This window comes from Saccharothrix syringae, from assembly GCF_009498035.1.
Classification (GTDB): Bacteria; Actinomycetota; Actinomycetes; order Mycobacteriales; family Pseudonocardiaceae; genus Actinosynnema; species Actinosynnema syringae.
Genome location: NZ_CP034550.1, coordinates 1,494,125 through 1,506,645, shown reverse-complemented (window position 1 = coordinate 1,506,645; position 12,521 = coordinate 1,494,125). Strand labels below are relative to the sequence as shown.

The 12,521-nt window shown below is 73.8% G+C and carries 13 protein-coding genes and 1 riboswitch; of the genes, 2 read left to right on the top strand and 11 right to left on the bottom strand.

The window, feature by feature from the left end:
- Positions 1 to 92 precede the first annotated feature (92 nt).
- Positions 93 to 353: a 30S ribosomal protein S20 gene (gene rpsT / locus EKG83_RS07055; RefSeq protein WP_033427595.1), complete on the top strand. Its 261-nt coding sequence runs from the start codon at positions 93 to 95 to the stop codon at positions 351 to 353.
- A 206-nt stretch (positions 354 to 559) separates the two neighbouring features.
- Here rpsT and holA read toward each other — a convergent pair whose 3' ends face one another.
- The gene (gene holA, locus EKG83_RS07050; RefSeq protein WP_033427596.1) at positions 560 to 1,540 is read right to left on the bottom strand and encodes a DNA polymerase III subunit delta; all 981 of its coding nucleotides are present in this window, start codon (positions 1,538 to 1,540) and stop codon (positions 560 to 562) included.
- A gap of 99 nt (positions 1,541 to 1,639) precedes the next feature.
- Positions 1,640 to 1,753, top strand: a riboswitch (SAM riboswitch).
- A gap of 11 nt (positions 1,754 to 1,764) precedes the next feature.
- Here holA and thrC point away from each other — a divergent pair.
- Positions 1,765 to 3,030, top strand: coding sequence for a threonine synthase (gene thrC / locus EKG83_RS07045; protein WP_033427597.1), 1,266 nt, complete (start codon positions 1,765 to 1,767; stop codon positions 3,028 to 3,030).
- On the opposite strand, the gene EKG83_RS07040 is transcribed toward thrC, so the two are convergent.
- From EKG83_RS07040 to EKG83_RS06995, 10 genes are all read right to left on the bottom strand, one after another.
- A complete protein-coding gene (locus EKG83_RS07040) occupies positions 2,939 to 6,145 on the bottom strand; it encodes a DNA internalization-related competence protein ComEC/Rec2 (protein ID WP_322746686.1) in 3,207 nt (1,068 codons plus the stop codon). The two genes, thrC and EKG83_RS07040, sit on opposite strands and share 92 nt — an antisense overlap.
- The gene (locus EKG83_RS07035) at positions 6,142 to 6,765 is read right to left on the bottom strand and encodes a hypothetical protein (RefSeq protein ID WP_153277920.1); all 624 of its coding nucleotides are present in this window, start codon (positions 6,763 to 6,765) and stop codon (positions 6,142 to 6,144) included. Before EKG83_RS07035 ends, EKG83_RS07040 begins: the two co-directional genes overlap by 4 nt.
- Positions 6,766 to 6,859: 94 nt before the next feature.
- Positions 6,860 to 7,585 carry a ComEA family DNA-binding protein gene (locus EKG83_RS07030; RefSeq protein WP_084715914.1) on the bottom strand — a complete coding sequence of 242 codons (726 nt, stop codon included), beginning with the start codon at positions 7,583 to 7,585 and terminating at the stop codon, positions 6,860 to 6,862.
- An 85-nt stretch (positions 7,586 to 7,670) separates the two neighbouring features.
- The gene (locus tag EKG83_RS07025; protein WP_033427602.1) at positions 7,671 to 8,513 is read right to left on the bottom strand and encodes a DegV family protein; all 843 of its coding nucleotides are present in this window, start codon (positions 8,511 to 8,513) and stop codon (positions 7,671 to 7,673) included.
- A gap of 11 nt (positions 8,514 to 8,524) precedes the next feature.
- Complete coding sequence (octT, locus tag EKG83_RS07020; RefSeq protein WP_033427603.1) at positions 8,525 to 9,256, bottom strand: diglucosylglycerate octanoyltransferase; 732 nt, start codon at positions 9,254 to 9,256, stop codon at positions 8,525 to 8,527.
- Positions 9,253 to 9,867, bottom strand: a complete 615-nt coding sequence (locus EKG83_RS07015) for a histidine phosphatase family protein (protein ID WP_033427604.1) — start codon at positions 9,865 to 9,867, stop codon at positions 9,253 to 9,255. The genes octT and EKG83_RS07015 overlap by 4 nt, the downstream gene beginning before the upstream one ends.
- Positions 9,864 to 10,250, bottom strand: coding sequence for a ribosome silencing factor (rsfS, locus tag EKG83_RS07010; protein ID WP_033427605.1), 387 nt, complete (start codon positions 10,248 to 10,250; stop codon positions 9,864 to 9,866). Before rsfS ends, EKG83_RS07015 begins: the two co-directional genes overlap by 4 nt.
- A 69-nt stretch (positions 10,251 to 10,319) precedes the next feature.
- Complete coding sequence (gene nadD / locus EKG83_RS07005) at positions 10,320 to 10,913, bottom strand: nicotinate-nucleotide adenylyltransferase (protein WP_033427606.1); 594 nt, start codon at positions 10,911 to 10,913, stop codon at positions 10,320 to 10,322.
- A 197-nt stretch (positions 10,914 to 11,110) separates the two neighbouring features.
- Positions 11,111 to 11,329 carry a ferredoxin gene (locus tag EKG83_RS07000; RefSeq protein WP_033427607.1) on the bottom strand — a complete coding sequence of 73 codons (219 nt, stop codon included), beginning with the start codon at positions 11,327 to 11,329 and terminating at the stop codon, positions 11,111 to 11,113.
- Positions 11,330 to 11,333: 4 nt separating this feature from the next.
- Positions 11,334 to 12,518, bottom strand: coding sequence for a cytochrome P450 (locus EKG83_RS06995; RefSeq protein ID WP_033427608.1), 1,185 nt, complete (start codon positions 12,516 to 12,518; stop codon positions 11,334 to 11,336).
- Positions 12,519 to 12,521: the final 3 nt, after the last annotated feature.

Below are 12,521 nucleotides of genomic sequence, written 5' to 3'. Positions count from 1 at the left end.
GCATTCCGCCGTGGAGGAAGACCGCCCCGAGCCGGGGTGGTGCCGATGACGAGCGCGGTGCGACTCCGAACCGAGGAAAAGGTGGCTTTCGCGTGGCGAACATCAAGTCCCAGATGAAGCGGATCAAGACGAACGAGAAGGCGCGCCTGCGCAACAAGGCCGTCAAGTCGTCGCTGAAGACCGCGATCCGCAAGTTCCGTGAGGCCGCCGAGGCCGGTGACAAGGAGAAGGCCGTCGCGCTGGCGGCGGAGGCTTCCCGCAAGCTCGACAAGGCCGTCACCAAGGGCGTGATCCACGCCAACCAGGCCGCCAACAAGAAGTCGGCGCTGGCCAAGCGCGCCAACCAGATCTGAGTCGGTCGGCCCGGAAACGGACCGACCAGCGGCTGGTCAACGGCTGCGGAGCGCCGCCCACCCCGCCGGGGTGGGCGGCGCTCCGGCGTTCCGGGCCCTGTTCCAGGGCCCGTTCCACCCACCGCCCCAGCGGCGGCGAACCCGCCCCAGGAGCGGCGAACCCGGCTCAGCGGCGGCACCCCCAGCCCAGCGGCGGCAAACCCGGCTCAGCGGTGGCCGTGGGCGGCGACGATCTTCAGCACCGCCCGTTCCAGGGCGTAACCCGAGTCGGCGGCGTAACCCTTCACGTCCGCGTTGAGGTCCGCGACCACCGACATGGCCGCCGCCAGCCCGCGCTCCTCCCAGCCACGTGACTGGCCCTGCGCCTTCTTCACCTTCCACGGCGGCATGCCCAGCTCACCCGCGAGCTTGAACGGGTCGCCCCGCCCGACCGCGGACACCCGCGCGACCGTGCGCACCGCGTCCGCCAGCGCGTCCGCCACCAGCACGTGCGGCACGCCGAGCTGGATCGCCCAGCGCAACGCCTCCAGCGCACCGGCCCGGTCGCCCATCACGGCCTTCTCCGCGACCGCGAACCCGGTCACCTCCGCCCGTCCCCGGTGGTAGCGGCGGACCGCCTCGGCGTCGACCCTGCCGCCCGTGTCGGCGACCAGCTGCGACGCCGCCGCGGCCAGTTCCCGCAGGTCGGAGCCGACTGCCTCGATCAGCGCCCCCACAGCCTCGGGGTCGGCCTTGCCGCCCGCCGAGCGGATCTCGTTGCGGACGAACGCCTCGCGGTCCGCGGCCTTGGTGATCTTCGGGCACTCGGTCACGCCGGCACCGGCCTTGCGCAGCGCGGCGGGCAGCTCCTTGGCGGCCTTGCTGCGCCCGCCGCCGGTGTGCACCACGACCAGCGTCACCCCCTCGGCGGGTGACTTGGCGTAGGCGATCACGGCGTCGGCGATCTCCTTGCTCGCCTCCTGCGCGGCTTCGAGCGCGATCACCCGCCCCTCGGCGAACAGCGACGGGCTCACCAGTTCGGCCAGCTCGGGCGGGGTGAGTTCGGTCACCCGGACGCGGGTCAGGTCGGCCTGCGGATCGGCCTTCCGGGCGAGTTCCAGGGCACCGCGAACAGCGCGTTCGACCAGCAACTCCTCCTCGCCCACGACCAGGTGAACGGCATCGGGCGTGTCAGCGGGCGCACTCACGGCCGCGATCCTCCCACGCCCGTCCGCCGTCCGGATGGTGGACTTCGCTGGCTACGGGTCGGGATCGTGTCGTAGGTTGAGGCGACAACAACTGAATACCGCTCATCCAGAGGGGCAGAGGGATCGGCCCGAAGAAGCCCCGGCAACCCGTCGCACAGCGTTCGCTGGCGACCACGGTGCCAATTCCGACCCGCGACGCGGGAAAGATGAGGAGATACCTCGCGATGACTGCTGTCAGTGCACCCTCGGCCACCACCACCTCCTTCGACCTCGGTCCCGCGCGCGCCCTGTCGTGCCGCGAGTGCGGGCACGAGACGCCGCTCGCCCCGGAATACGCCTGTCTGGAGTGTTTCGGCCCCCTGGAAGTGGCCTACGACTTCGGCCGGGTCCGCCGTGAGGACATCGAGGCAGGCCCCCGCTCGATCTGGCGCTACAAGAGCCTCCTCCCCGTGCCCTCCACCGTCGAGTCGCACCCCAACACCAGCCCCGGCGGCACCCGCCTGGTCGAGGCCGACCGCCTCGCCAAGGCCCTGGGCCTGCGCAAGGTCTGGGTCAAGGACGACACCGGCAACCCCACCCACTCCTTTAAGGACCGCGTCGTCGGCGTCGCCCTCGCCGCCGCCCGCGAACTGGGCTTCAAGGTCCTGGCCTGCCCGTCCACCGGCAACCTCGCCAACGCCGTCGCCGCCGCGGCGGCCCGCGCCGGCTGGCGGTCGGTGGTCCTGGTGCCCTCCAGCCTGGAGCGGGCGAAGATCCTCATGACCGCCGTCTACGACGGCAACCTGATCACCGTCGACGGCAACTACGACGACGTGAACCGGCTGGCCCAGGAACTCGCCGCCGAGCACGAGGACTGGGCGTTCGTCAACGTCAACGTCCGCCCCTACTACGCCGAGGGCTCCAAGACGCTGGGCTTCGAGGTCGCCGAACAGCTCGGCTGGCGCCTGCCCGACCAGATCGTGGTCCCCATCGCGTCCGGCTCCCAGCTGACCAAGGTCGACAAGGCGTTCCGCGAACTGGGTGAACTCGACCTGGTCGAGCAGACCCCGTACCGGGTGTTCGGCGCCCAGGCCACCGGGTGCTCCCCCGTCTCGGCCGCCTTCAAGGCCGGTCACGACGTGGTCTCCCCGGTGCGCCCGGACACCATCGCCCGCTCGCTGGCGATCGGCGCCCCCGCCGACGGCCCCTACGTGCTCGACGCCGTGCGCCGCACCGGCGGTGCGATCGAGGACGTCACCGACGAAGAGGTCGTCGAGGGCATCCGGCTGCTGGCCCGCACCGAGGGCATCTTCGCCGAGACCGCCGGCGGCGTGACGGTGGCGACCGCGAAGAAGCTCGTCGAGCAGGGCAAGCTGGACCCGGACGGCGAGACGGTGCTGCTGATCACCGGCGACGGCCTCAAGACCCTCGACGCGCTCGGCGACCGGGTCGGCCCGCGGGCGAACGTGCCGCCCTCGGCGGAGGCCGTGCTGAACGCCCTCCAGGACTGAGACCGGCACTGAGACCGGGACTGCGGCCGGGACTGGAACCGGAGCTGGGACCAGGACCGGGATTGTCGAGGCGGACCTCGGCGGGCACGCTCCCACCGGGGTCCACTCCCGCGGCTCCCAGCCCGGTTGCTCCTCCCCTGGCCCGCTCCGCTCCACCCGGGCCCGCTCCGGCCAGACCTGCTCCGGCCGGGTCCGCTCCAGGCTGCCCCGTAGCAGCCGCTCCCGTGGCAGTCGCCCCCGCGACAGCCGCTCCCGCGACAGTTGCTCTCGCGACAGCTCCCCCTGTGGCAGTCACCCCCGTGGCAGCCGACTTCATGGCGTTCGACCCCGGTGCGGCCGTCACAGCGCGATCCCCGATGTGCGCAACCAGCCGGTGCGCGGGAAGGCGCTCAGCTCGGGCAGGACGCGCGGCCTCACCGGTTCGGTGACCACGCGCCACGCCGTCAGCAGTTGCGGCCACGGCCGCTTCGCCTTTTCCGCGTTGTAGCGCTCGGTGTGCCACTCCTCCGGCGGTATCGCCAGGGCGTCGTCGAACAGGGTGTCGGCGACCAGGCGGTAGGCCGCGTCGGCGGAGGCCACCTCGGCGGTGCCGACCACGCCGGTGGCGGTGGCCCTGGCGATGATCCCGCGCTCGCCGTCGGGCCGCTCCTCGCACACGTAGTAGGTGAAAGCGGGCCGCAGCTCGTCGCGTGGCCACGGCTGGGCGGTGTAGCTGGGTTGCCACAGCGCCCACCCCAGCGCCCGGTGGTCGCCGGGCCGGCTCCAGCCGGTGTTGAGCCGGATCCACGTGTCCTTCTTCGTGCTCGTGTTCACGGTTGCTCCCTCTCGCGTTGTTCAGCGGGTCGCCCCGGCGGGCGACCCGCGGTCCGTTCTCCCCGGCGAGGACGGCGGTGTCGCCGTCCCGGTCGGTGCGCAGCACCAGCGCGCCCTGGTGCGCCAGGGCGTCGACCACCACCGCGCTGGGATGGCCGTAGCGGTTGCCCGCGCCGACGCTCACCAGCGCGACCCGCGGCCGGACGGCCGCGAGAAACTCCGGTGACGAGTACCGCGACCCGTGGTGCGGCACCTTCAGCACGTCAGCCCCCAGGTCGACGTGCCCGCCGAGCAGGTCCGCCTGGCCGACCAGCTCGACGTCCCCGGTCAACAGCACCCGCCCGGCCCCGGTCGAGGCCCGCAGCACCAGCGAGGCGTCGTTGATCGCCGTGTTCGTCCTGCCCACCGGGCCCGCTCGCGGAGCCAGCACGTCGAGCCGCAGTCCCGGCCAGCCCAGCCGCTGCCCGACGCCCAGCTCGACCACGCGGACACCCGCCGCCCGCGCTTGTGCGCGCACCTCCTCCCAAGCCCATTCCGGTTGGCGCGCCGGCCCCACGGCCACCGCGCCCACTTCCCGTTCCGCCAGCACCGCGCCCAGCCCGCCGACGTGGTCGGCGTGCAGGTGGCTGAGCACCACCAGCGGGATGCGCCGCACCCCCAACCGCCGCAGGCACGACAGCACCGGCACCGGCTCCGGACCGGTGTCGACCAGCACCGCCCGGTCGTGCTCCGCGGTGGCCAGGACCACCGCGTCGCCCTGGCCGACGTCGCAGGCGACCACCGACCAGCCCGGCACCGGCCAGCCCGGCGAGACCACCTTCAACGGCACCAGGGCCACCACCACCCCGACCACCGCCACCGCGGCCAACACCCGCAGCCGCCGCACCCGGAGCACCACCCAGCCGAGCACCAGCACCCCGACCAGCAGCAGCCCGCCGGTCCAGCCCCCGGGCCACCCGACCGCCGCACCCGGCACCGCCGCGGCGTGCCGACCCACGGTGATCAGCCAGCCCACCGCGGGCCCGGCCAGCTCGACGACCAGCCGTGCCGCCGGTTCGTGCGCCTGCGCCAGCACCGCGGCCGACACCCCGAGCACCGTGGCCGGCGCCACCACCGGCCCGACCAGCAGGTTCGCCACCACCGCGACCAGGCTGACCTGACCGGACAGCGCGGCGACCAGGGGCGCGGTCGCCAGGTTCGCCGCCACCGGCACCGCCAGCGCCTCGGCGAACCCGACCGGCACACCGCGTTCCCTCATCGCGGCGGACCACCTCGGCGCGAGCAGCACCAGCGCCGCCGTCGCGACCGCCGACAGGCCGAACCCCGGGTCGGTGGCCAGCTCCGGGTCGTAGAGGACCAGGACCACCACCGCGGCCGCGAGCGCCGGCAACGCCGACCGCTCGCGTCCCAGCACCAGCGCGAGCAACGCCACCGCACCCATCACGGCAGCCCGCAGCACGCTCGGCTCCGGCCCGGCCAGCACCACGAACCCGACCAGCGCGGCCATCGCGCCCGCCGCACACCCGCGCGGCCCGACGTGGAACCGCCGCAGCAGCAACAGCACCGCGCCGCACAGGATGGCCAGGTTCGCCCCGCTGACCGCGAGGACGTGGGCGAGGCCCGCGGTGCGGAACTCCTCCACCACCCTCGGCGCGAGGCGCGAGGTGTCACCGACGACCAGGGCCGGCAACAACCCCGCGGGTTCCGGGTCGAGGGCGGTGCTCGCGTCCCGCAGCCCGGCCCTCAGGTCCTCGGCCACCCGCTGCCACACCAGTGCCCCGGTCACCGCCCGCGGCGGTCCGCGGACCCGGAGGACGGCGACGGTCAGCTCACCGCGCCGCGGCGGGACGAGCGCGCCCCTGGCCGTGACGTGCTGGCCGGGCAGCAGGTCCTGCCACCCCTCGGCCGGGGCGAGGACCACCACCCGACCGCCGTCGTCGAGGGTCGCGTGGGCCAGGACGAGGTCGATGCCACCCGCCTGCGAGCCGAAGCCGCTGGTGCGCAGGCCGTGCGGACGGTTGTCGAGTTCGAAGTGGAGGGTGGCGGACGTGCCGCGCTCGGCGTCCGCGCGCAGCGGGTGGTGCGCCGACGCGTGGGCTTGGAAGCCGATCCAGCACGCCGCCACCGGCCCGGCGACCGCGACGGCGACGGCTGCCGGGCGCCAGGGGCGCAGCGCCAGGCCGCCGACCACCGCCGCGGTCAGGCCGACCGCCGGTGCGGCCCACCAGGTCCACAGGAGACCCGCGAGGGCGGTCGACCAGACGGCCAGTGCGGCCGGGACGAGGTGGGCGCGGGGGTTCATGAGCCGGTCCACCGGAGGCAGTGGACGAGGGCGGTGTGGAAGCGCCGCCTCCCGCTGCGGGTGTCGCCGAACACGCGGCGCAGCAGGTGGTCGACCAGGCGGTCGAGCAGGCGCTCGGCCAGGCGTCGTGCCCGCTGCCGGAAGCGGTGGTGGAAGCGGTGGCGGGCGATGAGGTGCAGGCGGTCGAGGAGACGTCGCAGTCGTTGGCGGAAGGAGGGGGCGGCGGTGTTGGGGCGGCGGAAGAGGAGGTGGTCGAGAGCTTGTCGGATGCGGCGGTGGAGGGGGTTGAGGTTGGCGGCGGTTCGGTCGGCGGCGGCGGTTCGGTTGGTGGGCGGTCGCTGGGCAGTGGGCGGCTGCTCGGCGGTGGACTGCTCGGCGGTGGACTGATCTGCGGTGAGCTGATCTGCGGGCGGGCGAGGGGTGGGCGGGCGAGGGGTGGGTGGTTGGAGGGAGAACGGGGTCGACTGGCGGCACTTCGCGGAGTGCGGGCAGGTGCAGGCTTCGGGCAGCGTGGGCGCCTTGAGGCGAGACGGGGCGGTCGCCGGGATCGAGGCGGCCCTGGGGGTTGGTGTGGTCCTGGTGGGGGTGTGCGGGTCCGGGCAGGAACAGGCCGTGTTCATGAGGGCTCCATGAGGTGTCGGATCAGTTGCCGGATGAGGTGCCGGGTGTGCTGTCGGGTCGGTTGTGGAGGAGGCTCGTGGACGGTGCGGTGTGCTAGATGCGGACCAGGTCGCCGAGCTTGGCCAGCTTCGCGTCGCCGATCCCCTCGACCTCGCCCAGCTGTTCGAGGGAGGTGAACGGGCCCTGCTCGCGGCGCCGCTCGACGATCCGCCGCGCCGTCACCGGGCCGACGCCCGGCAGGGTGTCGAGCTGTTCCTCGGTCGCGGTGTTCAGGTCCAGCGGCTGGGTCGTCGGGTCGACCGGTTGCGGTGCGGGGACGCCCACGGCGATCTGCTCGCCATCGGTGACCTTGCGGGCCAGGTTGAGCGCGGTCAGGTCGGTGCCCGGGTTGGCACCGCCCGCGGCACGCACGGCGTCGGCCACCCTGGCGCCGCTGGGCACGGTCACCAGGCCCGGTGTCGGCACCTGGCCGACGACGTTGACGACGAGCTGCTGCTCGGTCCTGGTGATCGCGGCGGCCTCGGCGACCGGCAGGTCGGGAGGGCTCTCCGGCACCGGTTGCCGCCACCACAGGGCCAGCGCGACCACCAGGGCCACGGCGGCCGTGACGCCGGCCGTCAGGACGAAGCGGCGGGGCGGGGCGTGCTCGGGCAGCCAGCGGCGCAGCAGGCGCCCCAGCCTGCCGGGTGGCGCGCTGCCCCGGCCCTCGGCCTCGACGAAGACCAGCGTCTCGGCCTCGGGTGCCCGGTGCTTGCCGCGCTCCTGGGCGACCAGGGCGTCGAGGCGGGCTTTCGTGGTTCTCGGGTTCGCGTCGAACATGTGATCGACGCTAGGCCGGTTGGCGGAGTCGCGGGGTGGCGGATTCCGGATCTGTGGACAACTTCCGATTGATGCATAAAGCGGGCTACGACACCCCGCCCGGCAGCACCACCACGCCCAGCACCCCAGGCCCGGTGTGCGCCCCGATCACCGCCCCCACCTCGGAGATCAGGCAGCCGGTCGAGCCGGGCACGCGTTCGTCGAGCAGGGTCGCGAGTTCCGCGGCGCGCTCCGGCGCGGCCAGGTGGTGGACGGCCAGCCCGACCGGGCCGGAGCCGGCGGCCGTCGTGGCCAGGTCGACCAGGCGGCCGATCGCGCGACCCGTGGTGCGGACCTTCTCCAGGGGCACGATGCGGCCGTCGTCGACGTGCAGCAGCGGCTTCACCGCCAGGGCCGTGCCGAGCAACGCGGCCGTGGGGCTGATGCGCCCGCCCCGCCGCAGGTGGTCCAGCGTTTCCACGCAGAAGAACATCTTGACCCGCGCCGCCGCCCCGGTCGCCGCCCGTTCGGCCCGCGCTCCGTCCTCGGCGGCGGCGCAGGCGGCCAGCACGGCGAAGCCCAGGCCCATGCCCGTGGCGCGCGAGTCGACCACCCTGATCCGGGTGGGGTCGACCTCCTCGGCGGCCAGCCGCGCCGCCTCCCACGTGCCCGACAGCTCCCGGGACAGGTGCACGGAGACGATCGCCTCGGCACCGTCCTCCAGCGCCGACCGGTACACCCCGGCCAGCTCGCCGGGCGTGGGCCGGGACGTGGTCACCCGGCGGTGCTCCCCCAGCGCCGCCGCCAGCTCCGCCGGACCGAAGTCCACCCCGTCCAGCCTGCTGCGACCGTCCACGGCCACGTGCAGCGGGACGACCCGGATGCCGTGCCGCTGGGCGAACCCCTCGGGCAGGTACGCCGTGGAGTCGGTGACGATCGTGGTGGACACGAGTGCCGAGGTTACGTCTCCGGCCGACCCGGGTGGCCAACCGCCACGGCCCTGACCAGTTCCGCCATGGCGTTGCCGACCAGTTCGTGCGCCTCCCAGCCCCAGTGCATGCCGTCCGGGTTGCCGCGTCGTGACCGCACGTGTTCGCCCACCAGGGCGGGCACGTCCAGCAGCGGCACGCCCGTCCGCCCGGCCCACCCGCGTAGCGCGCGTTCCGCGGCCGCCCGCCCGGTGTGCACCCCCGCGTACGCGGGCGCGCTGTGCACCGACGGCGTCATCCCCACCACCCGGATGCCGGGTTCGAGGGCGTGCACCGCGCGCACCGAGTCGTCCAGGTACCGCACGGTCAGGTGCGGCGGCAGCGCCACCGGGTACCCGCCGAGCAGCCGCGCCAGCACCGGCTGGAGCACCCGGTACGCCGCCCGGGCCCGCCGCCGCACCCGGTCGGGCCGCAGGTAGCGCAGCCCCTGCCGCCAGAACGTGGGCAGCGGCGAGGGCAGCGTGTCCATGTGCCCCACGGCCAGCACCAGCACGTCCGTGCGCGGCAGCAGCGACCACACGCGCGGGTCGCCGGTCAGCGCCCACCAGGCGTCCCGGGCCGTCCAGCCGAACCCCGCCGCCAGCTCCGCGCGCCCGCCCAGCGCCGCCGCGCAGACGTTCGGCCACAGCCGGGGGTGGTCGGCGGGCAGCGGCCCCCGCGGGCCGTGGAACGTCAGCGAGTCGCCGAGGACGAGCAGCCTCACCGGGTGGTTCCGGCGTTGTACGACGACAGCCGCCACCGGCCGTCGCCGCCCGGGCGCCGCGTGAACACCGTCCAGTGGCAGTTGCCGATGCCGCCGAGCAGCCCCCAGCGGTCCACCGGCAGCTCCAGCAGCCGCCCGGTCAACGCGCTGATCAGGCCGCCGTGCGCGCACAGCATGACCGTGCCGGAGAACTCCCGGTCCACCTCGTCGACCACGGCCAGCGCGCGTTCGGAGACCTCCACGCGCGTTTCGCCGTCGGGCGGGGCCAGCGTGCCGTCGGCGCGCCAGAGCTCCAGCATGCCGGGCCACTCCACCTCGATCTCGGTGGTGGTCAGGCCCTGCCACTTGCCCAGGTGGGTCTCGCGCAGGCGTTCGTCGATGCGCAGCTCGACCCCGGTGACCTCGGTGAACACCGAGGCGGTGTCCCGGGCCCGGTGCAGGTCGGAGGCGACCACCAGCTCGGGCGCGAACCCGGCGAGCACCGGCACCGCGAACCGGGCCTGGTTCCACCCGGTCTCGGTCAACGCCGAGTCCAGGTGGCCCTGCATGCGCCCGGTCGCGTTGTGGTCGGTCTCACCGTGCCGCCACAGCACGAGCCGGTTGAGGGTCATGCCTCGGCGACCTCGTCGGCCACGGGCCCGGCGTCGAACTCGATGCGCGGGCAGTCCTTCCACAGCCTCTCCAGGCCGTAGAAGCTGCGCTCCTCCACGTGCTGGACGTGCACGACGACGTCCACGAAGTCCAGCAGGACCCAGCGGCCCTCCCGCGCGCCCTCGCGGCGGACCGGCTTGCGACCGGCCTCGCGCAGCTTCTCCTCAACGTTGTCCACGATCGCGCCGACCTGGCGCTCGTTGGGCGCCGAGGCGATCACGAACACGTCGGTGATCACCAGCTGGTCGGACACGTCGAGCACGATGACGTCGTGCGCCTTCTTGTCGGCTGCCGCGTTCGCGGCGACCAGCGCCAACCGTCGTGCCTCGTCGGTGGCTGCCACGTCTCTCCTCATCACCTCGGCGGACGCCGATACGCCCGCACGAGTTACTGAGGGTACCGGCGTCCGGCGTCAGTCAGGCACCGAGTAAAGCCCGCGCTTCGAGATGTACTGAACGACACCGTCGGGCACCAGGTACCACACCGGCAGGCCGGCGGCCGTGCGGGCCCGGACGTCGGTGGACGAGATGGCCATCGCGGGCACCTCGACCAGCGACACCGCGCCGGGCGGCAGGTGGGTGTCGTCCAGCTCATAGCCCGGTCGGGTGACGCCGATGAAGTGCGCGAGGCCGAAGACGTCGTCCGCGCGCCGCCAGGACAGGATCTGCTCCAGCGCGTCCGCGCCGGTGATGAAGAACAGGTCCGCGCCGGGGTGCGCGCCCTTGAGGTCGGTGAGCGTGTCGACCGTGTAGGTGGGGCCGGCCCGGTCGATGTCGACCCTGGAGACGGAGAACCGGGGGTTGGACGCCGTGGCGACCACGGTCATCAGGTAGCGGTCCTCGGCCGCGCTGACCTGACGCTCGCTCTTCTGCCAGGGCTGCCCGGTGGGCACGAAGACGACCTCGTCGAGGTCGAAGCGGGCCTGGACCTCGCTGGCCGCGACGAGGTGGCCGTGGTGCACCGGGTCGAAGGTGCCACCCATGACGCCGATCCGGCGGTTGGACATGGGACGTGAGCCTAGTTCGGGTGGTGCGCGGGCGGACGGCAGCTACCCGGAACCGCGCCGCCCGCGCACCGGACACCGTGGTCGCGCCCCGGGGGAGTGGGCCGCGTCCGCGGGTCACGCGCACCGCCCCGAGCGGGCGCGTGGCGGTGGGACGCGGCTCCCCCGCCGTCATGACGCGATCGAGTGAACTTTCGCGGCTACTCCTGCGGCGCGAGCAGCGTGCCGTCGGCGTCGCGCACCAGGATCGCCTCCATCGGGCACGACTCGGCCGCGTCCAGCACCGCGTCGGCGGGCTCTATCGACGGCTCCACCGGGGTCGACGTGCCGCCTTCGAGCCGGAAGTGGTCCGGCGCGATGGACGTGCACATGCCGGTGCCCAGGCACGTGCCCCGGTTGACCTCCACGGACCAGCTCACGGCGTCACCACCTCACCGGCAGGGCCAGCGGGCCCCGGATCAGCCTGCCCTTCTTGAGCGCCACGTCACCGTCCAGCCGGAGCAGCGGGAAGCGCTTGAGCAGGGTGCCTATCGCGACCTGCAGCTCCATCCGCGCCAAAGACGCGCCGATGCAGTGGTGCGCGCCGTGGCCGAAGGTCACGTGCGGGTTGTGCTCGCGGTGGAAGTCCACCTCGTTCGGGCGGTCGAACACCGACGGGTCGCGGTTGGCCGCGATGTTGTTGACGAACACCGCCTCGCCGGCGCGGACCGTGACGCCGGACAGCTCCACGTCGGCCGTGGCGATGCGGGGGAACCCCGCCGAGGCGCCCAGCGCGGTGACGCGCAGCAGCTCCTCCACCGCGGCCGGCACCAGCGCCGGGTCGGCCTGCAGCTGGGCGAGCAGGTCGGGGTCGCGCAGCAGCTGGTAGACGAAGTTGCCGATCTGGTTGGCGGTGGTCTCGTGGCCCGCGACCAGCAGCGTCACCCCGAACGAGACCAGCTCCCCGGCGCTGAGCCGGTCCTCGTTGTCGTGCACCGCGACCAGCTCGGACAGCATGTCGTCGGCCGGGGCGGAGCGCTTGGCCACCACCAGCCCGGCGATGTAGTCGCGCAGCGCGTCGTTCGCCGCGGTGATCTCCTCGGGCCGGAACGCGGTGATCGCCATCGCGGCGTCCGACCAGGTCCGGAACCTCGCGCGGTCCTCGTACGGCACGCCCAGCATCTCGCAGATGATCGTGATGGGCAGGGGCATCGCCAGCGCCTCGACGAGGTCGGCGGGCGGGCCCTGCTCCTCCACCGCGTCCAGCAGGCCGTCCACGATCTCCTGGGCGCGCTGCCGCAGCAGCTCGGTGCGGCGGGCGGTGAACCCCTTGGCGACCAGCTTGCGCAGCCGGGTGTGGTCCGGCGGGTCCATGCTCAGGATGTTGCTCTCCAGCGGCATGGTCGGCAGCGTGCGCGGGACGTCGGCGCCCGGCTCCATCACCGCGGCGCGGCTGAACCTCGGGTCGGCCAGCACGGTCTTGACGTCCTCGTACCTGGTGACCAGCCACGCCTCACCGCCGTACGGCAGGCGGACGCGCGCCACCGGCTCGTCGCGCTGGAGTTCCAGGACGGTCGGGTCGAGCACGAGGTCGTCCGGTTCGGCGAACGGATAAGCCCTGATTTCCATCGG

Bases quoted from the DNA above. Each gene is read 5' to 3' on its own strand.
- thrC (WP_033427597.1), top strand. From the start codon at position 1,765: ATGACTGCTGTCAGTGCACCCTCGGCCACCACCACCTCCTTCGACCTC.
- EKG83_RS07040 (WP_322746686.1), bottom strand. From the start codon at position 6,145: ATGAACCCCCGCGCCCACCTCGTCCCGGCCGCACTGGCCGTCTGGTCG.
- EKG83_RS07035 (WP_153277920.1), bottom strand. From the start codon at position 6,765: ATGAACACGGCCTGTTCCTGCCCGGACCCGCACACCCCCACCAGGACC.
- EKG83_RS07030 (WP_084715914.1), bottom strand. From the start codon at position 7,585: ATGTTCGACGCGAACCCGAGAACCACGAAAGCCCGCCTCGACGCCCTG.
- EKG83_RS07015 (WP_033427604.1), bottom strand. From the start codon at position 9,867: ATGACCCTCAACCGGCTCGTGCTGTGGCGGCACGGTGAGACCGACCAC.
- nadD (WP_033427606.1), bottom strand. From the start codon at position 10,913: ATGTCCAACCGCCGGATCGGCGTCATGGGTGGCACCTTCGACCCGGTG.
- EKG83_RS06995 (WP_033427608.1), bottom strand. From the start codon at position 12,518: ATGGAAATCAGGGCTTATCCGTTCGCCGAACCGGACGACCTCGTGCTC.